A 26575-nucleotide genomic window follows, 5' to 3' on the forward strand; every position below is an offset into this window, starting at 1 on the left:
GCGGTATTTCGCCCACGATAGCACGTCAGAACTTTGACCTGTGTCAAATCACACATTTACGACTCAACTTTTATCTTGGGTCTGATTTGTCAGGCGCCGATCAACCTAGCTTGGCTTGGGGTCATTCCCGTCCAACTGTGAAAGGCGCGATAAAACGAGTTTGGATCTCGATAGGCCAACAAATAAGAGATTTCCTCGACGCTCATGTCTCCGCGCTTCAGATAATGCATCGACAAATCCGACCGTGTGTCGTCCAGAACTCTCTGGAAGGTCTCCCCCTCTGCGCTCAAATGCCGCTGCAAGCTGCGCCGGCTTGTCAGCAAACGCGCGCAGACCGCATCGACACTCGCCTGCCCGGCCGGCAGCAACTCCAACAACGCATTCCGCACCCGAAGGGTCATCGTTGTATTGCGCCTTTGCTCCGCCAACTGCTTGGTCAATTCACGCTCGAACCCCGCCCAAAGCTGCGCATTTTCCGAGATCAACGGACGATAAGCATCCTCACGCCGCAAAGTCAGTCTGGGTCCTTTGCCCAACACCGCACGGCGACCGAAAAAACGGTCATACTCAGCCTGATCATCCCGCAACCGGGGCATCTCGATCCGCTGCGGGACAATGTCGACGCCCGTAAAATTGCGACAGATTTCAAGGAAATAGACCAGTTCAAACGCTATCATCGATTCTGGCATGGCAAAGGTCGGGTCGGAGGTGTCAAAACCCAAAACCACTTCGTCCTCGCCGGATGTGATGATCAACCGGATCGGCGCGACAAGCGGCTTGAACACCGCCAAGCGCTCAAGCCCTACCGCGATATTGGGGCTACAGGAAAAGGCAAACAACGCAGGCGCAAACGGACCTTTGGCAAGCGCGCGCCCCATCTGAAACGGGATATTGCGCCCCTGCGCTTCTTCGTCGATCGCGTCCCACACCGCATAAAACTGCGCTGCAGTGATGCCGCGTGGATCGTGATCCACCAAATCTGACGGCAGACCCGACCGCCGCATGATGCGTTCCACGTCGAGGCCGAGCAGTTCAAAGACTTGTCGGGCCATCTTTTGAATCGGATAACGAGGCTGTTTTTGCATTGTCCGCTCCTCAGGCTTCTTTGTCCGATATAGCAGACTGAAGGCCGCAATGGCACAATTTGCGACTGAATTGGCGCAATCAGCAAGAGAATTTCTGGGGAATTGGGCATCGGTCCCCCCAGGAAACGCGCGAACAGGACGGGAGGACCGATACCAACACCCGGAAGTGCGGGCATTCAAAGGACGTCAGAACTGAGTTCAACGTCCTCTTGCCCCAAAGTTAACCGCGATTCCGTCACGAGAAATTGATCTCCGTCAAAATCATGCAATTTTTACGGAATTTTGCATGCCCCTTCGGAGCGGTCAGACTGTCGCCAGCAAAAATGGACTCGGCGGCAGTTTCCCCTGCACTCAGCAATCCCAATCCAAACGAAAAGGGCCGCCCCAAAAGGACGGCCCCGTTTCAGCTATTTCAGGTCTGCTTACTCGCCGCCACCCAGCTGGTGGACGTAAGATGCCACCGCGCGCACTTGCGCTTCGCTCAGGCGGTTGCCCCAGCTTGGCATCACACCGTACCGGCTATAGGTCACAGTCTCTTTGATGGTGTCGTAGTCCCCACCATAGAGCCAGATCGCATCCGCAAGGTTCGGTGCCCCCTGCTCGCGATCGCCAGTGCCGTCTTCGGCATGGCAAGACGCACATTCGTCGGCAAAGACTTCAGCACCAGCACTGACAACAGAGGCATCTTTGGCATCGCCAGACAGAGACATCACGTAGTTCACGACCGCGTCGATGTCTTCGTCTTCAAGATAGTCATCACCAAAGGCCGGCATTTCGGAATACCGAGCTTCGTCGTCTTCCTCGTTACGAATGCCGTGCTTGATCGTCAGATAGATGTTCTCGATGTCACCGCCCCAGAGCCAGTCGTTGTCCAGCAGGTTGGGATACCCTTTGGCCCCCGCCGCGCCGGATCCGTGACACTGCGCGCACCAGGTTTTGAACACCGCGGCACCCGCAGACGTCGCATAGGGACCAAGCTCCGCATCAGACGCAATCTGGGTCAGCTCTGCGGCCTCCAGCTTTGCGTTGATCGGGGCCAGCTTGTCCTCTGCGGCCTGAATGTCGGCGGCCACATTGGCGCGGGTTGACCACCCCAACATGCCTTCGGTGGCACCCTTGATGCCCGGCCATGCCGGATAGGCAATGGTGTAGCCGATGCCCCAGATGATGCAGACATAGAAGGTCCACAGCCACCAGCGAGGGAGCGGATTGTTGAATTCTTCGATCCCGTCCCAGCTGTGACCAGTGGTGGTTGGATCGCCCTCAATCTTTTTCGATGGTTTGCTCATGTCCTCGCCTCCTTATCCGTGGCGGGTTTGTCTTCATGCCGGAACGGGATGCTGGCGGTGTCACGATATTCCTTGCTTGCACCCGGGCGGAACACCCAGACCACGATTGCAAGAAAGAACGTGAACAGGAACAACAGCATCCAACTGTCGGCGAACTCTCTGAGGAAAGAATAGGTTTCCATATTCTCCCCCCCTTACCGAGATGCCGCCGGCGTGAAGGTTGAGAAATCAACCAACGTGCCCAGCATCTGAAGGTATGCGATCATCGCATCCATCTCAGACACACCGGGCTTGCCGTCAAAGTTACGTACATTCACCTTGTCGCCATACCGCTCCAACAGACCGTCATAGTCGCTGTCAGGATCGGCCTGCGCCGCAAAATCGGCCTGCGCGCTTGCGACCATCTCGTCGGTGTAAGGCACACCCACCATCGCATTGGCTTTCATCAGATCACCGATGTACTTCCCGTCGATTTTCTTTTTCTCAAGGAAGCCATACTTCGGCATCACCGATTCCGGCACCACAGACTGTGGATCGCGCATGTGGTCCACATGCCAATCATCCGAGTAACGGCCACCCACGCGGGCCAGATCGGGCCCCGTGCGTTTGGACCCCCACTGGAACGGGTGGTCATACTTGGACTCCGCGGCCAGCGAATAGTGACCATAACGTTCGACCTCGTCACGCATTGGACGGATCATCTGGCTGTGGCAGACATAGCAGCCCTCGCGGATATAGATCTCACGGCCAGCCATTTCGAGGGGAGTGTAAGGACGCATACCCTCCACCTCTTCAATGGTATTTTCCAGCCAGAAGAGCGGCGCGATTTGCACGATGCCACCGATGGTCACGACCAAAAAGCTGAATACCAGCAGGAGGGTCGCGTTGGTTTCGAGGATTTTATGTTTATCCAGAATTGCCATTGCTCCGGCCCTCCTTATTCAGCCGGGACCGCGACGGACAGGCTGGCCTCTTTGGCCGGCGCTTTCCGCACAGTCATCCACAGGTTGTAGCACATGATCAGCGCACCAGCGAGGAACATGACCCCACCCAGTCCACGCACCACATACATCGGGAACTTCGCGGCCACGGTGTCGGCAAACGAGTTCACAAGGAAGCCATTCGCATCCACTTCACGCCACATCAGGCCTTCCATGATGCCAGTCACCCACATGGATGCCGCATAAAGAACGATGCCGATGGTGGCGAGCCAGAAGTGCCAGCTGACCAGCGAGAGAGAGTAGAGTCGCTCGCGTTTCCACAGAACCGGAGTCAGGAAGTACAGAGCACCGAAGGTGATCATGCCGTTCCAACCCAGCGCACCGGAGTGCACGTGACCAATGGTCCAGTCGGTGTAGTGGCTGAGCGAGTTCACCGCGCGGATCGACATCATCGGGCCTTCAAAGGTCGACATGCCGTAGAAGCCTACCGAGATCACCATCATACGGATCACCGGATCGGTGCGCAGCTTGTCCCATGCGCCAGACAGCGTCATCAGGCCGTTGATCATGCCACCCCAGGAAGGCATCCACAGGATCACCGAGAACACCATGCCCAGCGTCGACGCCCAGTCAGGCAGCGCGGTATAGTGCAGGTGGTGCGGACCAGCCCAGATATACAGGAAGATCAGTGCCCAGAAGTGGATGATCGACAGCTTGTAGCTGAACACCGGACGTTCGGCCTGCTTCGGGATGAAATAATACATCATGCCGAGGAAGCCCGCGGTCAGGAAAAAGCCCACAGCGTTGTGGCCATACCACCACTGAACCATCGCGTCCTGAACACCGGCCCAGACGATCACGGATTTGGACCCCCAGATCGACACAGGAATGGTCAGGTTGTTCACAAGGTGCAGCATTGCAACGGTTACGATGAACGACAGGAAGAACCAGTTGGCCACGTAAATATGCGGCTCTTTGCGCTTGATGATCGTGCCTAGGAAAACAGCGAGATACGCCACCCAGACGATCGTCAACCACAGGTCAACATGCCATTCCGGCTCTGCGTATTCTTTGGACTGGGTACCGCCCAGAAGGTAGCCCGTTGCTGCCAGAACGATAAAAAGCTGGTAACCCCAGAAGACAAACCAAGCGAGGTTGCCGCCCCAAAGACGCGCCGCGCTTGTGCGCTGCACGATGTAGAACGACGTTGCGATCAACGCGTTGCCACCAAAGGCAAAGATCACCGCAGAGGTATGCAGAGGTCTCAGGCGCCCGAAGTTGGCGAAGCCCTGCGCCCACTCAAAGTTGAGCGACGGAAAGGCCAGTTGGAATGCGATGATCACGCCGACCAGAAATCCGACAACACCCCAAAAGGCGGTCGCGACTACGCCGTAACGGACCACGTCATCCATATATTCGTCTTGCGGATGCACGGTTTTGGTTCCCATGCCACGCAAAGTCCAAATGAAGAGGCCCAATGACACTGCCATGATAATCCAGGCATGCACCATATAAGCCAAATCCCGCGCATAATTGGCCGCCATCATCGCAAAAAGCGTGATGAGACCAAGCGCGATCAGCTTGAAGTAATTTCCCATATTGCGTCCCTTTGTCTTGCCCGGTTCCATTTTTCTATATCCGGGCGGATTTAGACTAAGCTGTTAATGAGCAACTCTCCGCCTACAAACCTTGATCTGGGTCAAAGCGGAGATGGCGCTTTAGGCCCCTAATTCAAAAAGCTTGATGATCTCAAAAAATTTGATGCGGTCGAAAGCTAACTCAGAAGTGCATCTTTTAATAACACGGGATCCGAGAGATGGCCTATAAATCTTTACTCTGCGTTCTGACTGACACGGACTTCTCCGACGCCCCCCTCGCACAGGGCATAGCGCTCGCCGAATCACAGGATGCACACCTGGACGTTTTGGCGCTTGGCGTGGACCGCAGCCAGAACGGCTACTTTTATGCAGGCGCCGACGCGTTGATGATGCAGGAAATGCTGGCGCGTGCGCGCAGCGAAGCCGAAGAAATCGAAGGCAAGTGCCGAAATCTGCTCGGGAAAACGGAACTTCGCTGGGCCTGCGACTCGGGCGTTGCCCAAATCGCCGATCTGGGCCGCCACGTCGCGATGCGCGCGCGCTTTGCCGATCTCGTGGTGTTGCCCAAACCCTACGGCCCGAAACACGGCACCGAACTTGAACCCACCATCGAGGCGGCGTTGTTTGAAGGACAGGCCCCTGTGTTGATGGTGCCCGACGCCGGCAAGCCGGTGACTGCGCCGAAAACCGTTTGCATTGGCTGGAACGAAAGCGCCGAGGCGCTTGTGGCCACCCGCGCCGCGTTGCCATTCCTCAAGGCCGCAGAATCTGTGCATGTGGTCGTGATTGATCCTCCGGTCCACGGCCCGAACCGCTCCGATCCCGGCGGATTGCTGTCGCAATTCCTCTCGCGCCATGGCGTGCGGGTCGAGGTCGATGTTGTGTCCAAAACACAGCCGCGTGTCTCTGATGTACTGATGCGCCACGCCACCGACAAAGGCGCCGAGATGATTGTGATGGGCGCTTATGGCCACTCCCGTTTCCGCGAAGCCATTCTGGGCGGCGCAACCAGAAACATGCTGGAGCAGGCAAACATGCCTGTGTTCATGGCCCATTAATCGGTTCGACAATCGGCGCCGACGCAATACCGACGTTTTACCGACGGAAAACCGACCCTGGAAAAAACAACGCCCGGCGCATCAGCGACCGGGCGTTCGTTCGTGTAACAATGGGCAGCGTTACATCATCATGCCACCGTCCGAATCGTCGCCTGCTTCATTCAACAAACGGCGATAATCTGGCACGATCACGTGACGTTTTCCCTCCAGCGCGATCACCTTGTCACGCTTCAGCGCCGAGATCTGACGGCTGACCGTTTCCAACGTCAACCCGAGATAGTCCGCCATGGCTTCCCGCGTCAGCGGCAAATCAAACTGGATCTTCTCGCCCGTACCCTGAAGCTTGAGCGCCGCGTTGCGCCGCGCCACAATCGCCAGCAGGCTGGCAATTTTCTCACGCGCGGTCTTACGCCCCAAAACCAGCATCCACTCGCGGGCCGCATCCAATTCGTCCAGCGTCATCTCCAACAACCGTTGCGCGATGTGGGGTGTCTGCACGATCATGTTTTCAAACGGTTTTCTGCGGAAGCAACACAACACGATGTCGGTTGTCGCAATCACATCATAGGCGGCGGATTCACGTCCAGGACGACCAATAAAGTCGCCGGGAAGCAACAGCCCCACCATCTGCGTGCGTCCGTCTTCCATGGTCTGCGTCAGCGACGCGATCCCGCTCACAACGGAGGCCACAAATTCCATCCGGTCGCCGGTCCAGATTACCGTCTGTCCCGCTTCTACCGTTCGATAGTACTTGATCTCATCTAGGCGTTCCAATTCATCCGGCTCACAGCGGGAACATACCGCCTGATGACGGATCGCGCAGTTTTGGCAGCCATTGGGGAACTGCGACGATTTTAGACTAATTTCGTTCATATCCGCTCTTGATCTGTGTCAAGGAGTTAAAGCCCTTTAGCTGACTATACTTACGCGCATGGAACAGGAAAAACAATTGGCTAAGCTGGGCCTCTTTGACGCGAAAGTGCCCCGCTACACAAGTTACCCTACGGCACCGCACTTTAATAACGATGTGACGCCAGACACTTACGCAAAATGGATTGGTGCGATCCCGACGGGCTCGCAGGTGTCGCTATACGTGCATGTGCCATTTTGCCGCCGCCTTTGCTGGTTTTGCGCATGCCGCACTCAGGGCACTTCGACCCTGTCACCCGTGGCGGCTTACCTCGAGACTTTGAAGGCCGAATTGACTTTGCTCAAATCCCGACTGCCCGACGGCGTGACCCTATCGCGCCTGCATTGGGGAGGCGGAACACCGACGTTGCTTGATGCCCCCATGATGCGTGATCTGGCCGGAGCGATTTTCGATGTGGCCCCTATGGCCGAAAACGGCGAATTCTCGGTAGAGATCGACCCCAACGAAATTGACGAAACACGGATGGCCGCGCTTGCGGCAGCGGGCATGAACCGAGCGTCTATCGGCGTGCAGGACTTTGACGAAGACATCCAGCAAACCATCGGTCGCATTCAAAGCTATGATGTCACCCGCGACGCCGTGGACATGATCCGCGCGCACAGCATAAAAAGCGTGAATGCGGACATTCTTTTTGGCCTTCCGCACCAAAATCAGGCGCGCATGACCGAAAGCGTACAAAAACTGCTGTCGCTCACACCGGACCGCGTCGCGCTTTACGGCTACGCCCATGTCCCTTGGATGGCCAAGCGCCAGCAAATGATCCCCACAGACGCGCTCCCGACACCGCAGGAGCGCCTCGCTCTGTTTGAAACGGCGCGCAAGTTGTTCCTGTGGGATGACTATGACGAAATTGGCATCGACCACTTCGCAGCCAAGACCGACGGCCTTTCAATTGCCCAAAAGAACGGCACATTGCGCCGTAACTTCCAAGGCTACACCGACGACACGGCTGATGTGTTGCTCGCTGTTGGCGCGTCCTCGATCGCGCGCTTCCCTCAGGGCTACGCCCAAAACGCGCCCGCGACCGGTGCCCATACCGCCGCCATTCGCGAAGGGCGGTTCTCCACGTCACGGGGCCATACGTTCACCGGCGAGGACCTCGTGCGCGGCCGCATGATCGAGGCTCTGATGTGTGATTTCCGCGTCGATCGCGCCGAAATCACGGAACGTTTTGCTGTCTCGGAGGCCTGGCTCTCAGGGTTGTTCTCAAACGTGGCTTTGCAGTTTCCTGATATGGTCGCGATTGACGTCAACGGCCTGTCCATTCCAGAACACGCTCGCCCCCTGACCCGCATGATCGCACGCGCCTTTGACGCCTATGACATGAGCAAAGCCCAGCACAGCGCGGCCATCTAAAACATTGATTTCAAAACCAAAGGCCACGGCCAATACTGCGGCCTTTGTGCCGTCTACACAACCGGTGCCGCCGCCAGCAATTCGCGGGTGTATTCCGTCTGCGGGCGGTCAAAAACCGCCTCGGCCTCACCCGCTTCCACCACATCGCCTGCTTTCATCACCATGATCTTGTGACTCATGGCTCGCACCACATGCAAATCATGGCTGATGAACAAATAGGCCAACCCGTACTTGCGTTGCAGCCGACGCAGCAGATCGACGATCTGCACCTGCACGGTCATATCAAGCGCCGACGTCGGCTCATCCAGCACCACCAACTTGGGCCGCAGCACCATCGCGCGCGCAATCGCAATCCGTTGGCGCTGCCCGCCGGAGAACTCATGCGGGTAGCGGTCCATCATGGCCGGATCCAACCCGACCTCATCCATGATATCAGCCACCACCTCACGCGTCGCCCGACCTCCGGGGTTTCCATGCACGCCAAGGCCCTCGGCGATCACCTGTTCACAGGTCATGCGCGGGCTCAGGCTGCCGAACGGGTCTTGGAAAACGATCTGCATGTCTTTGCGCAACGCCCGCAGCTGTCGTGTCGACCACGCCCGCACATCATCGCCGTCAAAGGTGATGCCACCCTCGCTTTCGATCAGGCGCATAATTGCCAATGCCAACGTCGTCTTGCCGGACCCGCTTTCGCCCACGATGCCAAGGGTTTCACCAGCGCGCACCGAAATCGTCGCCTCGTTGACGGCTTTCACATGCCCCACGGTGCGGCGCATGAACCCTTGTTGAATGGGAAACCAGACCCGCAATTTTTCGGTCTCGGTCATCACAGGCGCGGCGTCGTCCACAGGCTCGGGTGCTCCCGTCGCACGCGCGTTCAGAAGCGTCTTGGTATAGTCATGCTGCGGGTTGGCAAAGATCTCGGCGACCGGTCCAGCCTCGACAATCTCGCCGTCCTTCATGACGCAAACCTTGTCGGCAATCCGCCGCACAATACCCAGATCATGGGTGATGAACAAAAGCCCCATGCCCTCGGATTGCTTCAGCTCCGCCAGAAGCTCGAGAATCTGCGCTTGAATGGTCACATCCAGCGCCGTTGTCGGCTCATCCGCAATCAACACATCCGGCTTGTTCGCCAGCGCCATCGCGATCATCACCCGCTGCCTCTGCCCGCCGGACAACTGGTGGGGATAAGCATTCAGGCGGCTTTCCGCATCGCGGATACCCACCTTCTCCAGCAATTCCAGAATGCGTCCCCGCGCATCCGCGCCAACCACGCCCTGATGCAATGCAAGGCTTTCGCCCAACTGCTTTTCGATCGTGTGCAGCGGATTGAGCGAGGTCATCGGCTCCTGAAAAATGAAGCTGATGTCGTTGCCGCGCACCTTGCGCAACAAATTTTCAGAGGCGTTCACCATCTCCTGCCCGTCATAGGTGACAGAGCCCGATACCTCGGCGCTCGCAGGCAACAAGGACACAGTCGACAGCGCCGACACCGACTTGCCCGAACCGGACTCGCCCACCAGCGCCACGGTTTCCCCGCGATCCACGGCAAAGGACACGCCTTTGACCGCCTCGATCAGCTTGCCGTCCTGACGGAATGCAACGCGCAGGCCTTTGACCTCAAGAATGCTCATGAAAATGTCTTCCTTGGATCAAACGCGTCGCGCACGCCCTCAAAGATGAACACCAGAAGCGACAGCATGATCGCAAAGGTGAAAAAGGCGGTGAAGCCCAACCATGGGGCTTGAAGATTCTGCTTGGCTTGCAACGTTAGCTCACCAAGGCTTGGCGAGGAGGACGGCAGGCCGAAGCCAAGAAAATCTAGGCCAGCCAGTGTGCTGATCGTGCCGGTCACGATGAACGGCAGCATGGTCACTGTGGCAACCATCGCATTGGGCAGCATATGGCGGAACATGATAGTGCGGTTGGATACGCCCAGCGCCTTAGCGGCCCGCACATATTCCAGATTGCGCGCCCGCAAAAATTCCGCCCGCACCACGCCCACAAGCGCGGTCCAGCCAAACAAAACCGTGAGCAACACAAGCAGCCAGAAACTTCGCCCCAGAATGGCGAACATGATGATGATGATATAAAGGCTCGGCGTCGCGCCCCAGATTTCGATCACCCGCTGGAAAATCAGATCCAGCCAGCCGCCGAAATACCCCTGAACCGCCCCCGCAAAGATGCCGATCAGACTGGCCGCGGTGGTCACAATCAGGGTGAAGAAAATTGACAGGCGGAAGCCATAGATCACCCGCGCCACGACATCACGCTTGCGGTCATCCGTGCCCAGCCAGTTCTGATTATCGGGCGGCAAAGGCGCGGCCCCTGCACGGTCAACCGGCGTGTCATAGCTGTAAGGAATGATCGGCCAAAGCGCCCAGCCTTTTTGATAGTCCACAAGTTCGAGCTCTTCCGGCGTCTTGCCCACATCCAACCCCTCAAGGATGTCCTCAGGAATGTCGAAGCAGTCTTCAACACCACCAGTGGCAATCAAACATTGCACCACCGGATCGTTATAAACCGCCTCGGTTTTGAAATCCCCGCCAAAGGTGGTCTCAGGGTAGAACTTGAAGATCGGCGTATAGAGCTCGCCGCGATAGCTCACGACAATCGGTTTGTCGTTGGCAATGAACTCGGCAAAGAGCGACAGGCCAAAGAGCACGCAGAAAATGATCAGCGACCACAGCGCGCGGCGATTGCGTTTAAAGTTGCTCCAGCGGCGCTGGTTGAGTGGTGACAACGCCATCAGCCCGCCCTCTTCTCAAAATCAATGCGCGGATCAACCAGCACATACATCAGGTCCGACAGGATACCGACCACAAGGCCAATCAGGCCAAAGACAAACAACGTGCCAAAGATCACCGGATAATCCCGCGCCACCGCCGCCTCAAATCCGAGTCGCCCCAAACCATCCAGAGAGAAGATCGTTTCGATCAGCACCGAGCCGCCAAAGAACACACCGATAAACACCGCCGGAAAGCCCGCGATCACAATCAGCATCGCGTTGCGGAACACATGGCCATAAAGCACTTTCCGTTCGCTCAGCCCTTTGGCCCGCGCGGTCATCACATAGTGTTTCTTGATCTCGTCCAGAAAACTGTTCTTGGTCAGCAGCGTCAGCGTTGCAAAGGCCGCAATGGTCGAGGCCACAATCGGCAGGGTGATGTGCCAGAGGTAGTCCAGCACTTTGCCCATTGCGGTCAGGTCTTCAAAATTGTCAGAGGTCAGCCCCCTGAGCGGGAAAATCTGCCAGTAGCTACCGCCAGCAAACAAAACCACCAGCATGATCGCAAACAAGAAACCGGGGATCGCATAACCCACGATGATCGCGCCACTGGTCCATGTATCAAACGGCGTGCCATCCTTGACCGCCTTGCGGATGCCCAGAGGGATCGACACCAGATAGGCCAGAAGCGTCGACCACAAACCAAGGGTGATCGACACCGGCATCTTCTCCAACACCAAATCTATCACACTGATTTTACGGAAATAACTCTCGCCAAAATCCAGCCGCATATAGTTCCACATCATATTGAGGAACCGCTCGAGAGGCGGCTTGTCAAAGCCGAACTCGCGCTCCAACTCCTCGATGAACTCTTTGGGCAGCCCCCTCGCCCCAAGGTATTCGCTATCAGACCCGAAAGTCTCTTCGCCCACATCCTCATTGCCACCGGCAAAGCCCGAAAACACGTCGCCCTCGCCCTGCACACGGGCGATCACCTGCTCCACAGGGCCGCCCGGCACAAATTGCACCAGCGTAAAGTTGATGATCATGATGCCCAGAAGCGTCGGGATCACGAGCAATAGTCGTCGGAGGATATAGGCGCCCAAAAGCTGTTACCTCAATGCACCGGACGCCTTGAGCGCCTCGTATTTTTCTTCGTTAAACCACCAGAAATCCAAAACACCCAATGCATAGGGCGGCAGATCTTCGGGGCGCTCATACATGTCGTAGTAGGCTACCCAGCTTTCTGCAACATAGCCTGCCGCCGCCATCAACCTCTCGAACCGCAGCGCACGGTCCAAAGCGGTCAACGCCGCGACCTCTTCGGCCCGTGTTTTTGCTGCCAAAGCTCCTTCAATGATCGCATCCACCATCGGGCTGCGCAGGGCTGACGGGTTGTATGACGACACCTCTGCGGTTTCTGATCCAAACAGCTGTTTCAACCCCGTCCCCGCGGTCGAGAACGTCAAAATCCGTGTGTGGATCAGGTCATAATCCTTATCCAGAAACCGCTGCTGGCCCTGAGCGCTATCGACCTTGTCGGCCTTCACCTTGATGCCCCAGTTGTCCAGAGTTTTGACAAAGGCATCAATGCTCGCCAGCCGTGTTTCGTCCCATGACGACAAGACAAGGAAATCCAAAGACATCTGTTGGCCACTGGCGTCAACCATCTCGCCTGCGTCGTTGACCGTCCAACCGGCCTCTTCAAACAGCTTGAGTGCCGTGCGTTTGTTGCGGCGGTCAATGGGTGTCGATGCCTTGGATGTATGCGGCATCACCGCTTCCTCGGACAGCATTTCAGCCGGCACCACATCGCCCAATCCCTGAAGGAACGCCAACTCGTCGCCTTCCGGCACACCTTTGGCTTCCCACTCCTGATCCTGTGCATAGGAATTGCGTTGCGTGGTCAAATCAAACTGAAGCGACTCCCGCGTCCATTCGAAGTTGAATGCAAGCGAAAGCGCATGGCGCACCGTGCGGTTGTCCAACGGGGCCCGCAACGTGTTGAAAATAATGCCGCTGTTGTTCGGCGCCGTGCCGCGCGGAATCGCCTCTTTCTTGGCGTCGCCTTTTTCAAGGGACGGGAAGTTATACCCTGTCGCCCAGCGCTTGGTCGACCCTTCTGTGCGGAAGGTATAAACGCCTGCCTTAAAGGCCTCGAATTCGGCGGTCGCGTCGGAAAAGTACTCGATCCGAATACGATCGAAATTGTGCCGCCCGACATTGGCCGGATGGTCCCAACCCCAGTAATTCGGGTTACGTTCATAGACGACGTACCGGTTGAATTCGTAGTCCCCCACTTGGTACGGCCCCGACGCCATCGGCGCCAGCACCGACGGTTCGTCCAGCCGCTCGCCTGTTTTGTTGTACCACTCTTCAGAGAAGATCGGCGTGCCGCCCACCTGCCCGATCAACGAACGACGCGAAATTCCGTCGGCAAATTGATAGCGGATCGTGTGATCGTCGATCACCTCTACGCCAGTGATGCGCTCCTTGACCGAGCGCGAATAAGACCGGATGCCCTGCTCAAGGAACAGGTTGTGGGTAAAGGCCGCATCCTGCGCCCTCAACGGCGTGCCATCGCGGAACACAACATCGTCGCGCATGTGGAACACACACCATTCTTTGCTCTTGGGGTACTCGACCTCCCGCGCGATCAAACAATAGCTGTCGGTCAGGGAATCCGCCGGCGCACCGCCGCCCCATGGCATCTCGGCAAACATCGCCTCCGCCACAACACCGGACGCTGTCTCGGGATTGCCGCGCCACGCAAACCGGTTGAACCCGTCAAACGTACCGCGTGAGCTCATGGTGATCTGGCCGCCCTTGGGCGCCGCAGGGTTCACATAGTCAAAATGCTTGAAATCAGACGGATACTTCAGATCGCCATAGAACGAATACCCGTGGCTGCGCACGATGTCTTCCTCGCTGGCAAAAGCCATTGGCGCCCTCAAACCGGCCCCCACGGCCAATCCGGCGGCACCCATTCCGCGCAACACGCCGCGTCGATCAAACATCGGCCCTTCGATTTTGATGGTCTTTTCCGACATATCAGCCTCCCATGCGGCTGCGCCTATGCGCACAATTTGTTTTGTCTTCAAGCTAATGGGGGCCACCTGCAACATTCAAGTTCGGATTGCGTCAACTCAGCGTGAAAACGCCGTGCGTTGCATGTGAAGCGTCCCCGATTGGGGCGCAGCTGATAGATCGGATGCAGGGAAAGGTGAGAGGCTGGACAACGACCCAAGCGGGGCTCGTTACGGCTGCTTCCTTCCGGATCTGACCGGGTTGGCGAGGCGCTCGCCCGCGCCAACCTCTCGACCGCTGATATAGTGCGCTCGCACAGGGGATGCAAGCCGCGCTGTGCGGCACCCTTCAATTCGGCCAATCCTCCCCCCCGAAGTTTAGCCGAAATTGCCCAAATCCGGCTTCGCTGGTGCCGATGGGCTCAAGCGGGGTCGGAATCAGATGCAGAAAATTCTGTGCCTGCACACCGGTCTCAAAAATCGCGGAAACCTCTGATAACATCTTGAATTTCCAAGACGGCAGGGTCTTGCCTGCCACGTAATGCCCTTGCGCCAGATGTTGAACAACCGCGTCGCGCACCAAAACCGGAGGGATCGCTATCTGCCGATCTCGGTCAACGGCCGGAAAATTGCCGCCGCCGCCACCGCGAAAGTCATTGGTCGCAAGCAAAAATTCCTGCTCCGGCAACACCGGCGCCCCCTGCCAACAAAGGTCGCGAATCCGCCGGGCGCGAGGCCGCAAAAGCGTGCCATCCAAGCCGTATTTTGCCGGCTGCGACAGATCTACAATGTAGGATACTCCAAATACCGTTTCTCGCTTGTAGGGAGGGGCGTCGCGGTCAAACAACAACTGGTCCGGCCTATTCGGTAACAGTTGATTATAGAGGCTGTTGGCCATCTCCAACCAATCCGACAACTCCGCTCCAGTGACACGCATCAGGCAGATATAGTTGGCAAACGGCTGTATTTCGGACACATCCCGCTCGCGCAATGCCCCAGCGGCCACCTCCACATAACTGTCCGGTCCTTCCCGACCACCACATCGCGCAGGTGCCACCGACGCCACCAGCGGCACATCCTCATGTTGCGTCCCTTTCAACGTGGCCTTCAGAGCACTCAGCATTGCCTCTGCGACCAATCGGGTCGCACAATCATCCTGCACCATAGAGAAATAGCTTGTCACCGGACGCTCAACCGTGCCCACGACCTGTTGAAGCCGTGCCTGCACCATCGTCCGAGCGGGTTCCAGCATCGCAACGATCTCGGGATCTTCGTCATACTCCATCGCGGAAAGCACTTCGCTTTTGTGGTCAGCAATCTTCCATTTTATGCGCCTGTCCGCCCCAACGGCGCGTTCCAAATCAAGATCAATCTTCCCGAGATAGGCCGCCATGGCACCAGGCATCACAGCAGGTTTTCCAAAAAGCCTGCCACGGGCGCTGTCGATATTTGGCCCCAAAGGATACCGCGGCCCGGGAAACCGCTCATGCACATGCCCCGCAACAACGACGTCCACGCCGTCAATGGCGGCCACGTGGCGGGCGGCGTTCTCCGAAAACGGCGATTGTGTCTCCTGACCGATGCCCGAATGCACCAATGCAATGACAACATCTGCCCCGCCCTGTCGCAGCGCATCCACCTGAGACTGCGCACCCGCCACAATGCCAATTCCCGTCAGGCCACCACCAATCCGGCGTCTGTTCCAGCCGATAACTTGCGGCGGCAACACGCCAAACATCCCGACCCGTAATTGCACACCGTCCGCCAAAGACACCGGCACTATCACGCGCGGCACCCAGATGTTTTGGTATCGTGGATCTCCCTCAACAGGCAGCAAATTCGCGCATAACGTTGGATATCGTGCATTTGCCAATGAGGCGCGCAGCAACGGCGCGTCCAGATCAAATTCGTGATTGCCCAGTCCGACCGCGTCATATCCCATCGCGTTCATCGTTTGAACAATGGGATTTCCCGCATTCTCCACCGTGGCCAAATCGACATCCGCGATGGGCTCACCTTGCAGAAAATCCCCGTTATCCAAGAGCAAACAAGCCCCTGCCTCCGCCCGCTCTTTCCCCACCAAGGTTGCTATTCGCGCCAGCGATCCTCCGGCTGTTTGTGTTTCGTGAAAATAGTCAAAGGCCAACAGACGGGCATGCACATCACTGGTGGCGAGAACGCGAAGTCGGAACCGGTTTGACGGAGAGTTTTCCTTCGGGGAATGTGGCACGCGTTCCCTCACTTTCACACAACGACGTTGCAAAACGCCCGCTCTACACAAAACGCCCCCTCAGAGCACTTCATGTATAAAGAGAAAATGTCACAAAATCTACAATTTAAAGTAGAAGACGCTGCTCGCGCGTGAATTCCCCGAATGCCTGCAGAGCAAAAGTTCATTAGACCTTTTGATTGCCCCAACCGACCAGCCGTGGCAAGCCTCGGTTTCGGAGGATTTTATGAGACACGCGGAAACAGTCACTTTCGGAGGCTCCGGCCTCAATCGCGCGGCCGAACTGCGCGGCGATGCGGATCGAATCGCAAATTTGCGCGAGGCGCCAAACACCCGCGCTATTGCACTTTGGCGTGGCAAACCCCTATGCAAAGGGGACAAATCCCGCCAGCTTGTATACCTCTCATCTGACCACGCCGTGCTTCAGGAAACCCGCGTGCCGCCAGTTTTCCTTGGCCTTGATGACGACGGCTGCGCGGTTTTCGCCTATGATCTCTCCGCTTATGAACCCGCCGACCTTGATGTTGCCAAGCTCGGGCAGTTCTTTGACCCCAGCGAACAAAAGCACCCCGCGCTTCCGGACGATCACGCCTTTTGCGAACTGCGCGGCGTCATGGCCCACTTCACACCGCGCGATGCCGAATTGGCCGCAACCGCCAAGGCTCTCTATGGCTGGCATCGCTCCCACCGCTTTTGTGCGGCCTGCGGCAGCGAAAGCCGGATGCGGCAGGCCGGATGGCAACGAGATTGCCCAGCCTGCAACACCTCCCATTTCCCGCGCACGGATCCGGTGGTCATTATGCTGATCACCCACGGCAACCGTGTCTTGATGGGCCGCTCGCCGGGCTGGCCCGATGGCATGTACTCCTTGCTTGCGGGCTTCGTGGAACCAGGTGAAACGCTTGAAGCAGCGGTCCGTCGCGAAGTTTATGAAGAAGCAGGGATAACCGTCGGACCCGTCAGCTATCTCGCCAGCCAACCATGGCCGTACCCTTCTTCTCTGATGTTCGGTTGCGCCGGCGAAGCGCTCGATGATGATATCAAAATCGATCCTGTCGAAATCGAAGACGCGATCTGGGTCAGCCGCGAAGAAATGATGCAGGCTTTCGCCGGAGAGCATCCAATCCTCAAGCCGGCTCGAAAAGGCGCGATTGCGCATTTCATTTTGCGCAACTGGCTTGCGGATCGGCTCGATTAAGGCAACACTGCGCGCGCGAACAATTGGGGACGGGACAAGGCATTCATGGAATTCACCGCGCGCGAAGACATCGACGTACCAATCGAACAAGCCTTTGAAATGGTAACAGATTTCGAGGTGTTCGAACGCTCGGCCCTGCGCCGGGGCGCCGAAGTGTCCCGCCTCGATGCCCTGACCCGCCCAGGCGTTGGCGCCATGTGGGAAATCAGCTTTGAGTTTCGCGGCAAACCGCGCGAGGTAGTACTAGAAGTCACCGGCTTTGATCGGCCCAACGAGATTTCGCTGCACGGTAAGGCTCAGGGCATCGAAACCGACGTGAAAGTAGAACTCGTGGCGCTGTCACGCACCCGAACACGCCTGCAATTCTGGACCGGTCTTTCGGCAAACACGCTCTCGGCCCGCTTGCTGGTTCAATCATTGAAACTGGCGCGCGGTACACTCAACACACGTCTGGCCAAACGCATGACACATCTGCGTCGTGACATGGAAGACCGCTACAGCCGCATGACCTGACCGCTACGCCTAGCGGTCCTGCGCTGCTGGGTAGACGCCGACAATCCGCAAGTGATTAGTGAAGTAGCTCAACTCATCCAAAGCCAGCGCGACGTTTTTGTCGTCGGGATGACCGTCAATGTCCGCATAAAACCGTGTCGCCGTAAACGATCCATCCACCATATAGCTTTCCAGCTTGGTCATGTTCACGCCGTTTGTCGCAAAACCACCCATCGCCTTATAAAGCGCGGCGGGAATGTTGCGCACCTCAAAGACAAACGTCGTCATCATGTTGCCGTGTCCACGGCTCGTCAGATCAGGCTCCCGCGACATAATCACAAATCGTGTGGTGTTGTGGCCGTGATCTTCCACGTCCGCCGCCAACACGTTCAACCCATAGGTTTCCGCCGCCAGCTCAGATGCCAAAACGCCTTCGCGAGATGTTTTGTCCTCGGACAACTCACGCGCGGCCCCCGCGCTGTCCGCCGCGGCTACGCCGGTCATGCCATGCGCCTTGAGGAACCCCGACGACTGCGGCAACAGCACCAAATGCGCCCGAACGGTTTCAATCTCGTCCAATGCGACACCGGGCAAGGCCATCAGGCTGATCCGCACCCGAACGAAAGCTTCGTCCACGATGTTCAATCCGCTTTCCGGCAACAAGCGGTGAATGTCGGCCACACGCCCATAAGTCGAATTCTCGATCGGCAGCATCGCCAAATCCGCCGCACCGCTTTTGACCGCCTCGATAACCTCTTCAAAGGTGTGGCACGGCAATACGTCCATATCGGGGCGCGCCTGCTGACAGGCCTCATGACCATAGGCGCCCAATTCGCCCTGAAATGCGATCTTGTTGGTCGTGACGGACATTTTCACCTCGTTTCAAGCCCGGGGGGCGTTTCGTCGCGGTAACTATATCTTGCCTTCTTTGAAGGGAAGCGGATAGATACGCGTCAAACGCCACGAGACGGAAACGTAGCATGTTCGACACGATGACAATGACAAAAGTAGCAGCTGCCCTTTGCGGTGCGCTGCTGATCTTCCTGCTTGGCTCCTGGGCCGCCGAAAGCATTTACCACACTGGGGCGGGTGGCCACGGTGACGATCATGCGCAGCAAGGCTACGTGATCGAAGTAGAAGGCGGCGACAGCGCAGCAGCCGAAGTCGAGGAAGGCCCGAGCTTCGAAGAGCTCCTGGCCGCCGCCGACGTAGACAAAGGCGCAAAGGTTTTTGGCAAGTGTAAAGCCTGTCACAAACTGGAAGACGGCGCGAACGCCACTGGCCCGCATCTCTATGGGGTTGTGAACCGCGCCACCGGCTCTGTTCCCGGCTTTGGTTATTCCGGTGCACTGGTCGCTGTGACCGACACCTGGACCCCGGAAGCGCTTGACGGGTTCTTTGCCAACCCCAAAGGATACGCACCTGGAACCAAGATGTCCTTCTCCGGCCTGAAGAAAGCCAAGGACCGCGCCAATCTGATTGCATACCTGCAAACAATCGGCGGCTAATCCAGTCCCACCACGACATTGCCAAAGGCCGTTGCATCCGCAGCGGCCTTTTTCTTTGGTCTGAGTATATGTGTCGGGGAGAGGGACTTATGCGCCGATCCAAACGGTAGGGAGGAGGGAGGGAGGGAGGGAGGAAAAACCGTCCGGATCAGCGCAGTGTCAAATGACGCATCGCGTCGCGTCATTTCCAGGAGACCCAAACCTTTTCGCTGAAGGTCTTCGTCGTCCTGATGAATTGTATTTGGCGACAGTTTTCGCAAATACATCCTGTTATCCGGACAGCCGCATACGAATTTCAGACAATTGCAGATTTAGGCCGTTTGCACGCGCCCTTTCGTGGCCCAAACCATTTGCGCATCGGTTTCCACCGCACACGGCCGCCGGTCCCGAAGCGTTTTCAGCGCGTCACCGGCCTCCGCGCCCTGCCCCACCATCAAAGCCAGAACCACCATGCCGGACCGTCCACATCCCCCACGGCAATGCACCAGAACCCGCGCTCCCTGCGACAGGTCCCGCAGCAAGGTCTCCGATAGCTTCGGCCATCGGGCAGCAAAGCCCTCATCAGGCACCCCGAAGTCCTCAATGACGTGTTGCAGCCACAACCACGGGCCCGCGCACAGAACGGATTCGGCGCTGGCGTCCGCGATTTCCGCGTCTGACGTCAGACTGAGAACCACATCCGGCCGCCACGTCGTCAAAGTCGCCGCATCCGCGTCGGTATGCGGCAATGGCGACAGGCCAATCACGCCTCCGCCAAGGCGCCATTCCACGATTTCAAACGTCATCTCTTTTTCCTCCCGCGGCGACCTCCGCGACGTCAGCCAAGCGGCACGGACCCGTGCTCGCGAACTGCATTGCCGGTGGACGCGCCGCCCCGCCGCGCATAACCTGACGCCTGATCGCCGAATCCGGCAAGACCACGCATAAGGCCCGCACTATGACCGACACACCCGACACTGGCTATCAGGTTCTCGCGCGCAAATACCGCCCCGAAACCTTTGCCGATCTGGTGGGTCAGGACGCCATGGTGCGCACCCTGAAAAACGCTTTTGAGGCCGACCGCATCGCGCAGGCTTTTGTTATGACCGGCATCCGCGGCACCGGCAAAACCACCACTGCGCGTATCATCGCCAAAGGCATGAACTGTATCGGCCCCGATGGCGGAGGCGGCCCGACCACCGATCCTTGCGGCCAGTGTGAACACTGCACCGCGATCATGGAAGGCAGACATGTCGACGTGATGGAAATGGACGCCGCCTCCCGTACCGGTGTGGGCGACATCCGCGAAATCATCGACTCAGTCCACTACCGTGCGGCCTCAGCGCGCTACAAGATCTACATCATCGATGAGGTCCACATGCTGTCGACCAGCGCCTTCAACGCGCTGCTGAAAACGCTGGAAGAGCCTCCGGCACATGTGAAGTTCATCTTCGCCACCACCGAGATTCGCAAAGTCCCCGTGACAGTGCTGTCGCGTTGTCAGCGTTTTGACCTCCGCCGAATCGAGCCCGAAGATCAGATTGGCCTCCTGCGCAAAATCGCAAGCGCCGAAGGGGCCGAGATTGCCGACGACGCGCTCGCCCTGATCACTCGCGCCGCCGAAGGCTCAGCCCGCGACGCGACCTCTCTGCTGGATCAAGCCATTTCTCACGGTGCGGGCGAAACCACCGCCGATCAGGTCCGCGCCATGCTGGGTCTGGCCGATCGTGGCCGCGTGCTCGACCTCTTTGACATGATCCTGCGCGGCGATGCCGGCGCGGCGCTCAACGAACTCTCCAGCCAATACGCCGACGGGGCCGACCCCATGGCCGTGCTCCGCGATCTGGCCGAAATCACCCATTGGATTTCCGTGGTCAAAGTCACGCCAGAAGCCTCCGAAGACCCCACGGTCACACCCGATGAGCGTGCGCGGGGACAGTCTATGGCAGACCAACTGCCCATGCGCATCCTGACCCGCATGTGGCAGATGCTCCTGAAAGCGCTGGACGAGGTCGCCTCCGCCCCCAACGCTATGATGGCCGCGGAGATGGCTATCATCCGCCTGACCCACGTTGCCGACCTGCCCAGCCCCGAAGAGTTGCTGCGCAAACTGCAAAACACCCAGCGTCCCCCAATGCCTCCCACGGGCGGCCCCGGCGGCTCTGGCGGGATGAGCCAAGGCGGCGCTACCGCACAGGGCGCCTATCAAGGTGGCACCGTGCCGAACGGAGGCGGCGCACAGGGAGGCAACGTCACAGCGTTGGCCGTGGCGGAAAACACTGCGCTCGCGCAGTATGCCACTTGGGAGCATGTGCTCGACCTGATCCGCACCCGCCGTGACGGAGTTCTGCGTGTTCAGGTGGAAAAATACGTCCGCCTCGTCAGCTACCAACCCGGTCGCATTGAATTCGAACCGGCCCCTGATGCCCCCCGCGACCTCTCCCAACGCCTCGGCAGCCAGCTGCAACGCTGGACCGGAAACCGCTGGGCCGTGATCATTGTCACCGAAGGCGGCGCCCCCACTGTGGATGAAATCCGCAACGCCGCCGAAAACGAAATGCGTGCCGAGGCCGAGGCCCATCCGCTGGTGCGGTCTGTTCTGAGCGCCTTTCCCAGAGCCAAGATCACCGACATCAAATCGCGCAAGGAAATCACCCAGGAAGCGCTGGCCGAAGCCCTGCCCGAAGTCGAAGACGAATGGGATCCCTTCGAAGAAGACTAAGCGGCGATCCCGCAACCGTCTGAAGGACGCCCCTGCACCTTGTAAACAAGCCCTTCGCGCCGTATCTAGACGCAAACACAATTCATGGAGACACGCAGATGCTCAAAGGCCTCGGCAACCTCGGCGACATGGCCGGGATGATGAAAAAAGCCCAAGACATGCAACAAAAAATGGCCGAGATGCAGGAAGAGCTGCACAACATCATGGTTGTCGGCGAAAGCGGCGCAGGGCTGGTCAAAGCCACTGCTTCCGCCAAGGGCGAGCTCAAGGCGCTGGACATCGACCCGTCGATCTTCAACGGCGACGACAAAGAAGTCGTCGAAGACCTGATCCTTGCTGCAATCAAAGACGCACAAACCCGCGCCGCCGATCGCTCTCAGGAAGAGATGAACAAAATCACCTCCGAACTGGGTCTGCCCGCGGATATGAAACTGCCGTTCTAAAAAATGCGCGCCCATTTCGGGTTCTCGCGATAAAGTAAGGCGACAAGACCCAATTCAAGAGCGCAAAACCATGAGCAGTTCTGAAATTGACACGCTGATCGACATGATGGCCAAGCTGCCCGGGCTTGGCCCTCGCTCCGCGCGGCGGGCGGTGCTGCATCTGATCCGCAAACGCGGGTTGTTGTTGTCCCCGCTGGCCGACGCAATGCAGGCCGTCGCTGAAACCGCCCGCGAATGCCTGAACTGCGGCAACGTTGGCACCTCTGACATCTGCGACATCTGTGCCTCTGAAAAACGCGCCACCGGCGAACTCTGCGTGGTCGAGGATGTCTCGGATCTCTGGGCTATGGAACGCGCAGGCGTGTTCAAAGGCCGCTACCATGTTCTCGGTGGGACGTTGTCCGCCTTGGAAGGGGTCGGGCCCGAGGACATCTCCATCCCCAAGCTTGTGGATCGGGTGACGTCCGAACAAATCTCCGAGGTCATTCTGGCGCTTAACGCCACTGTCGACGGTCAGACCACCGCACACTACATCGTCGATCAACTCGAAGACCGCGTGCGCCTGACCTCTCTGGCACAAGGCGTGCCGGTAGGGGGGGAACTTGACTACCTCGACGAAGGCACCATCAGCGCAGCCCTGAACGCCCGCAAAGCGCTCTAGAGCCCGCAACAAGGAATCGTAGGCGCTTCGTGACAGACCCAACAAACAGATTTGGCCATCTTCAAACGCTCCCTGACGGGCCTTTCCGGTTCATCGCACTGGATGTGGAAACCGCCAGCCGATCAGCAAGCAGCATTTGTCAGATCGGCCTCTGTTTCGTGACCGACACCGGCTCAATGCAGACCTATTCCGTCCTGATTGATCCCGAAGAAGCCTTTGCGCCCTTCAACTCAGAGCTTCACGGCATCTCCGCCGGCACCGTGCGCGACGCAGCAACATTTCCCACAGTCTACGTCGCCCTCTTTGACCTGCTGAACTCTCACAGCCTCGTGCAGCACAGCACCTTTGACGAAAAGGCCCTGACCGCTGCCTGCGCGCGCTACGACCTGCCAATGCTCTCATCGCACTGGACAAACAGCGTCAAGGTCGCCCGACAGGCATGGCCCGCCCTAAAAGGCGCAGGCGGACACGGGCTGGCCAATCTGAAAAAGCACCTCGACCTCAGCTTCCATCACCACGACGCGGGCGAAGACGCGCGCGCCGCGGCCTGCGTGATCCTGAAAGCTGAAGAGACCACCGGTGAGCGCCTGTCCCACCTTAAGACAAAACGCCAACTGAACCTGCCCTTCACATAAGACCGTCCGCAACAAAAAAGGCCGCCCAAACGGACGGCCCTTTCAATCGGTCGACAGTGTCGCTTAGCGCGGCTGCTCGTCTTCGTCGTCGCCGCCGGGCAAGTTGAAGAAACTGTCCGCATCTGTGAAATCCGCATCCGATGCATCATCGTCGTCGCTGGAATCGTCAGACAGAGAGAACGTTTCCAGACCTTCAATCGCGGTCGGAATTTTCGGCTCCGCTTCCATTTCCAGGGAGGTTTCGGTGCTCACCAGCTTGCGACGCTCGTCATCGGTCATCACTTCGCCATCTGCCGCTTTCTTCGCCGCAGCTTTCTGCACGGCCGCGTCCAACTCGGACTGCTTACATAGGCCCAAAGCCACAGGATCAATCGGCTGGATGTTGGCAATGTTCCAATGGGTCCGCTCGCGGATCGCCTGAATGGTCGGCTTGGTGGTGCCCACCAGCTTGCCAACCTGACCATCGCTGAGTTCCGGATGGAACTTCACCAGCCACAGGATCGACGCCGGACGGTCCTGACGCTTGGAAAGCGGTGTATAACGCGGTCCACGGCGCTTTTCTTCGCCGGTTGCCGCCGCGTTGAACTTCAGCTTCATCTTGTAAAGCGGGTTGCCTTCGGCGTTGGTGATCTCTTCCTGTTCAAGCTGGTTGTTGGCGATCGGATCAAACCCTTTAACACCAGTCGCCACATCGCCATCAGCGATGCCCTGAATTTCCAACTCGTGCATGCCAACAAAATCAGCGATCTGTTTAAAGCTGATCGTCGTGTTGTCCACCAGCCAGACGGCGGTTGCTTTGGGGTGCAGCAGCTTGGCCATTTGATGTCTCCTTCGGTCAAAAATCCCAAAATCGGATATAGATTTCCCGTCGCCTGACTTTTGTCAGACGGCACCGATATTCTGGTGCGGGTTTCCGTTGTGGGGGAACTTGAGGCCGATATAGTGCGCTTAAGACAAAAAGGAAAGACCCAATGCGCCAATTGTTGAGCCTCGCTTTCACCCTCCTCGCCGCACTTCCCGCACTGGCCGATGACGATATTGCAGGTGAATTCGACTACTATGTACTTGCCCTCAGCTGGTCCCCTAACTGGTGCGCGATCGAGGGCGACGCCAAAAACTCTCCGCAATGCGACTATGGCGAAGACCACGGCTGGATTCTGCACGGGCTCTGGCCTCAATACCATCGTGGCTGGCCCGACTACTGCAACACCAGTCACCGCAACCCGCCCCGCCACGTCACCAACGCCATGGCTGACATCATGGGAACCTCGGGGCTGGCTTGGCACCAGTGGAAAAAGCACGGCACCTGCTCGGGAATGTCGTCAGAAGATTACTACGCCCTCTCCCGCGAAGCCTATGGCCGCATCAACCGCCCTCAGGTATTCCGTAAACTGGACAAAACCGTGCGCTTGCCTGCGTCGGTGGTCGAAGACGCATTCCTAAAAGCCAACCCGCAGCTAGAACACGACATGCTCACAATCACATGCCGCGACGGCTTTATTCAAGAAGCGCGGGTGTGCCTCTCCCGCGACCTTACGCCTGTACCCTGCGGTCGGGATGTGGCCCGCGATTGCAAACTGGACAGCGCGCGGTTTGATCCCCTGCGCTGAACAGGCTTACAACCGGTTGATCTTGAGTCTGCCCTTTGCTGCTTCCGAGCATTTGCCGGCGGAAAACTCGGCGCTCGTGCTCACCCAGTTCATAGCCACAACACTGTCGCCATCCGCGCGCAAATAAAACGGCACGGGCTCCGAGGCAATGCCACTGTTGGATCCGCGCACCATGGCGCCGCAATAAACGCGGTGCCCGTTGCTCAGCGCATAGGTTCGAAACTCTTGGAAGCGCACCAGTCCAGGATTGCTGGTCTGCTCGGCCAAACGGTTTTTGGCCCAAAACACCTCTTGTGACGTGGCTTGCACCGGTTCAGTGCGCACACTCTGCATATTCAATGAACACGCGCCCATCGCCGCCACGGTCAGCACTGCAATCCCCAGCTTTTTCATAGCTCGAACCTCCACAAGTCTTTGTTAGCAACAGCTTAACCACAGGTTTGCGGCCACTTCACGGCAAAAATGCAAAAAGCCCGGGCGTTTCCGCCCGGGCCTTATGCAAATCTTATGTGACGCAAGCTTAGTGCAGCTTGGCGTCCACCTCGGCAATGCCAGACTCGATCAGCTTGTTGGCGTCAGCCGCCGACATCTGCTTGGTGATCACGTCCTCGGCTGCAGCAATTGCCACAACGATGGCCTGATCACGCACTTCTTTGACAGCGGAAGCTTCCGCAGACGCGATCTGATCCTTCGCAGCGGCGAGGCGGCGTTCGATAGACTGAGCCAAATCTTCCTTGGCCTGAACAGCGGCCTTCTGGGCCTCGTCCTTGGCTTGCGCGACGATGCGCTCTGCCTGCTCCTGAACTTCACGCTGCTTGCGCTCGTAAGAAGCCAGAACTGTCTGAGCTTCTTCACGCAGGGCGCGCGCTTCGTCCAGTTCCGATTTGATGTCCTCGGCGCGCTTGTCCAGCATGCCACCCAGAAGGGACGGCACTTTGAAGTAAAACAGCACAGCGATGAACAGCAAGAAGCCGAGCGTCACGATAAAGTCGGTATTCTTCAGCGAGAAGAACGGGCCGCTTGCGGCGAATGCCGGGCTTGCCAGCATCAGGGCTGCGACGGTTGCGAATGTTGTGCGCATC

26 protein-coding genes and 1 other RNA gene are annotated in these 26575 nt (G+C 58.0%); 10 read left to right on the plus strand and 17 right to left on the minus strand.

Annotation, left to right across the window (positions count from 1 at the left end; all coding sequences use genetic code 11):
* Positions 1–89 precede the first annotated feature (89 nt).
* The 5 genes from BM069_RS17115 to ccoN all read right to left on the minus strand — a co-directional run bounded on the left by BM069_RS17115 (position 90) and on the right by ccoN (position 4913).
* Complete coding sequence (locus BM069_RS17115; protein ID WP_093325500.1) at positions 90–1085, minus strand: AraC family transcriptional regulator; 996 nt, start codon at positions 1083–1085, stop codon at positions 90–92.
* Positions 1086–1507: 422 nt separating this feature from the next.
* Positions 1508–2374, minus strand: coding sequence for a cytochrome-c oxidase, cbb3-type subunit III (gene ccoP / locus BM069_RS17120; RefSeq protein WP_093325501.1), 867 nt, complete (start codon positions 2372–2374; stop codon positions 1508–1510).
* Positions 2371–2556: a cbb3-type cytochrome c oxidase subunit 3 gene (locus BM069_RS17125; protein ID WP_093325503.1), complete on the minus strand. Its 186-nt coding sequence runs from the start codon at positions 2554–2556 to the stop codon at positions 2371–2373. The genes ccoP and BM069_RS17125 overlap by 4 nt, the downstream gene beginning before the upstream one ends.
* Before the next feature lie 12 nt (positions 2557–2568).
* Positions 2569–3297, minus strand: coding sequence for a cytochrome-c oxidase, cbb3-type subunit II (gene ccoO / locus BM069_RS17130; protein ID WP_093325505.1), 729 nt, complete (start codon positions 3295–3297; stop codon positions 2569–2571).
* Between the two features lie 14 nt (positions 3298–3311).
* Positions 3312–4913: a cytochrome-c oxidase, cbb3-type subunit I gene (gene ccoN / locus BM069_RS17135; protein WP_093325658.1), complete on the minus strand. Its 1602-nt coding sequence runs from the start codon at positions 4911–4913 to the stop codon at positions 3312–3314.
* Between the two features lie 218 nt (positions 4914–5131).
* Between ccoN and BM069_RS17140 the strand changes: the two genes are divergently transcribed.
* The gene (locus tag BM069_RS17140; RefSeq protein WP_093325506.1) at positions 5132–5971 is read left to right on the plus strand and encodes a universal stress protein; all 840 of its coding nucleotides are present in this window, start codon (positions 5132–5134) and stop codon (positions 5969–5971) included.
* 120 nt (positions 5972–6091) lie between these two features.
* Here the strand turns inward: BM069_RS17140 and fnrL are convergent, their stop codons facing one another.
* Complete coding sequence (gene fnrL / locus BM069_RS17145; RefSeq protein ID WP_093325508.1) at positions 6092–6844, minus strand: transcriptional regulator FnrL; 753 nt, start codon at positions 6842–6844, stop codon at positions 6092–6094.
* A 58-nt stretch (positions 6845–6902) separates the two neighbouring features.
* Here fnrL and hemN point away from each other — a divergent pair, with 58 nt between their 5' ends.
* Positions 6903–8258 carry an oxygen-independent coproporphyrinogen III oxidase gene (gene hemN, locus BM069_RS17150; protein WP_093325509.1) on the plus strand — a complete coding sequence of 452 codons (1356 nt, stop codon included), beginning with the start codon at positions 6903–6905 and terminating at the stop codon, positions 8256–8258.
* A gap of 53 nt (positions 8259–8311) precedes the next feature.
* On the opposite strand, the gene BM069_RS17155 is transcribed toward hemN, so the two are convergent.
* From BM069_RS17155 to BM069_RS17180, 6 genes are all read right to left on the minus strand, one after another.
* A complete protein-coding gene (locus tag BM069_RS17155; protein WP_093325511.1) occupies positions 8312–9895 on the minus strand; it encodes an ABC transporter ATP-binding protein in 1584 nt (527 codons plus the stop codon).
* Positions 9892–11010 carry an ABC transporter permease gene (locus BM069_RS17160; RefSeq protein ID WP_093325512.1) on the minus strand — a complete coding sequence of 373 codons (1119 nt, stop codon included), beginning with the start codon at positions 11008–11010 and terminating at the stop codon, positions 9892–9894. Before BM069_RS17160 ends, BM069_RS17155 begins: the two co-directional genes overlap by 4 nt.
* Positions 11010–12095, minus strand: a complete 1086-nt coding sequence (locus tag BM069_RS17165) for a microcin C ABC transporter permease YejB (RefSeq protein ID WP_093325514.1) — start codon at positions 12093–12095, stop codon at positions 11010–11012. Before BM069_RS17165 ends, BM069_RS17160 begins: the two co-directional genes overlap by 1 nt.
* Before the next feature lie 6 nt (positions 12096–12101).
* Positions 12102–14039 (minus strand): extracellular solute-binding protein, encoded by a 1938-nt coding sequence (locus tag BM069_RS17170; protein WP_093325660.1) that lies wholly within the window; start codon positions 14037–14039, stop codon positions 12102–12104.
* Between the two features lie 172 nt (positions 14040–14211).
* Positions 14212–14308, minus strand: an RNA gene (gene ffs, locus BM069_RS17175) — signal recognition particle sRNA small type.
* Between the two features lie 56 nt (positions 14309–14364).
* Complete coding sequence (locus BM069_RS17180; protein ID WP_170846782.1) at positions 14365–16245, minus strand: 5'-nucleotidase C-terminal domain-containing protein; 1881 nt, start codon at positions 16243–16245, stop codon at positions 14365–14367.
* 226 nt (positions 16246–16471) lie between these two features.
* Here BM069_RS17180 and nudC point away from each other — a divergent pair, with 226 nt between their 5' ends.
* Together nudC and BM069_RS17190 are read left to right on the plus strand one after the other, a co-directional pair.
* On the plus strand, positions 16472–17443 hold the full coding sequence (nudC, locus tag BM069_RS17185; protein ID WP_093325518.1) for an NAD(+) diphosphatase: 972 nt from the start codon (positions 16472–16474) through the stop codon (positions 17441–17443).
* Between the two features lie 45 nt (positions 17444–17488).
* Complete coding sequence (locus tag BM069_RS17190) at positions 17489–17956, plus strand: SRPBCC family protein (protein ID WP_093325520.1); 468 nt, start codon at positions 17489–17491, stop codon at positions 17954–17956.
* 9 nt (positions 17957–17965) lie between these two features.
* Here the strand turns inward: BM069_RS17190 and BM069_RS17195 are convergent, their stop codons facing one another.
* Entirely contained in the window at positions 17966–18805 is an 840-nt protein-coding gene (locus BM069_RS17195; RefSeq protein WP_093325522.1) for a prephenate dehydratase, read from the minus strand.
* 110 nt (positions 18806–18915) lie between these two features.
* Here BM069_RS17195 and BM069_RS17200 point away from each other — a divergent pair, with 110 nt between their 5' ends.
* Positions 18916–19443, plus strand: a complete 528-nt coding sequence (locus BM069_RS17200) for a c-type cytochrome (RefSeq protein WP_093325524.1) — start codon at positions 18916–18918, stop codon at positions 19441–19443.
* A 311-nt stretch (positions 19444–19754) separates the two neighbouring features.
* Here BM069_RS17200 and BM069_RS17205 read toward each other — a convergent pair whose 3' ends face one another.
* Positions 19755–20228 carry a protein-tyrosine phosphatase family protein gene (locus tag BM069_RS17205; RefSeq protein ID WP_093325526.1) on the minus strand — a complete coding sequence of 158 codons (474 nt, stop codon included), beginning with the start codon at positions 20226–20228 and terminating at the stop codon, positions 19755–19757.
* A 152-nt stretch (positions 20229–20380) separates the two neighbouring features.
* Here BM069_RS17205 and BM069_RS17210 point away from each other — a divergent pair, with 152 nt between their 5' ends.
* From BM069_RS17210 to BM069_RS17225, 4 genes are all read left to right on the plus strand, one after another.
* The gene (locus tag BM069_RS17210; protein ID WP_093325528.1) at positions 20381–22144 is read left to right on the plus strand and encodes a DNA polymerase III subunit gamma/tau; all 1764 of its coding nucleotides are present in this window, start codon (positions 20381–20383) and stop codon (positions 22142–22144) included.
* Positions 22145–22242: 98 nt separating this feature from the next.
* The gene (locus BM069_RS17215; RefSeq protein WP_093325530.1) at positions 22243–22587 is read left to right on the plus strand and encodes a YbaB/EbfC family nucleoid-associated protein; all 345 of its coding nucleotides are present in this window, start codon (positions 22243–22245) and stop codon (positions 22585–22587) included.
* A 70-nt stretch (positions 22588–22657) separates the two neighbouring features.
* Positions 22658–23248: a recombination mediator RecR gene (recR, locus tag BM069_RS17220; RefSeq protein ID WP_093325531.1), complete on the plus strand. Its 591-nt coding sequence runs from the start codon at positions 22658–22660 to the stop codon at positions 23246–23248.
* 29 nt (positions 23249–23277) lie between these two features.
* Positions 23278–23883, plus strand: a complete 606-nt coding sequence (locus BM069_RS17225; RefSeq protein WP_093325533.1) for an exonuclease domain-containing protein — start codon at positions 23278–23280, stop codon at positions 23881–23883.
* Between the two features lie 63 nt (positions 23884–23946).
* Here BM069_RS17225 and BM069_RS17230 read toward each other — a convergent pair whose 3' ends face one another.
* A complete protein-coding gene (locus BM069_RS17230; RefSeq protein WP_093325536.1) occupies positions 23947–24702 on the minus strand; it encodes a DUF1013 domain-containing protein in 756 nt (251 codons plus the stop codon).
* Positions 24703–24854: 152 nt separating this feature from the next.
* Here BM069_RS17230 and BM069_RS17235 point away from each other — a divergent pair, with 152 nt between their 5' ends.
* On the plus strand, positions 24855–25493 hold the full coding sequence (locus tag BM069_RS17235; protein WP_093325538.1) for a ribonuclease T2 family protein: 639 nt from the start codon (positions 24855–24857) through the stop codon (positions 25491–25493).
* Between the two features lie 6 nt (positions 25494–25499).
* Here the strand turns inward: BM069_RS17235 and BM069_RS17240 are convergent, their stop codons facing one another.
* Positions 25500–25886 (minus strand): hypothetical protein, encoded by a 387-nt coding sequence (locus BM069_RS17240; protein WP_093325540.1) that lies wholly within the window; start codon positions 25884–25886, stop codon positions 25500–25502.
* A 127-nt stretch (positions 25887–26013) separates the two neighbouring features.
* Positions 26014–26574: a F0F1 ATP synthase subunit B gene (locus BM069_RS17245; RefSeq protein ID WP_093325542.1), complete on the minus strand. Its 561-nt coding sequence runs from the start codon at positions 26572–26574 to the stop codon at positions 26014–26016.
* Between the last annotated feature and the right edge of the window lies 1 nt (position 26575).

It is taken from the genome of Shimia haliotis, from assembly GCF_900114415.1.
GTDB classification, from domain to species: Bacteria; Pseudomonadota; Alphaproteobacteria; order Rhodobacterales; family Rhodobacteraceae; genus Shimia; species Shimia haliotis.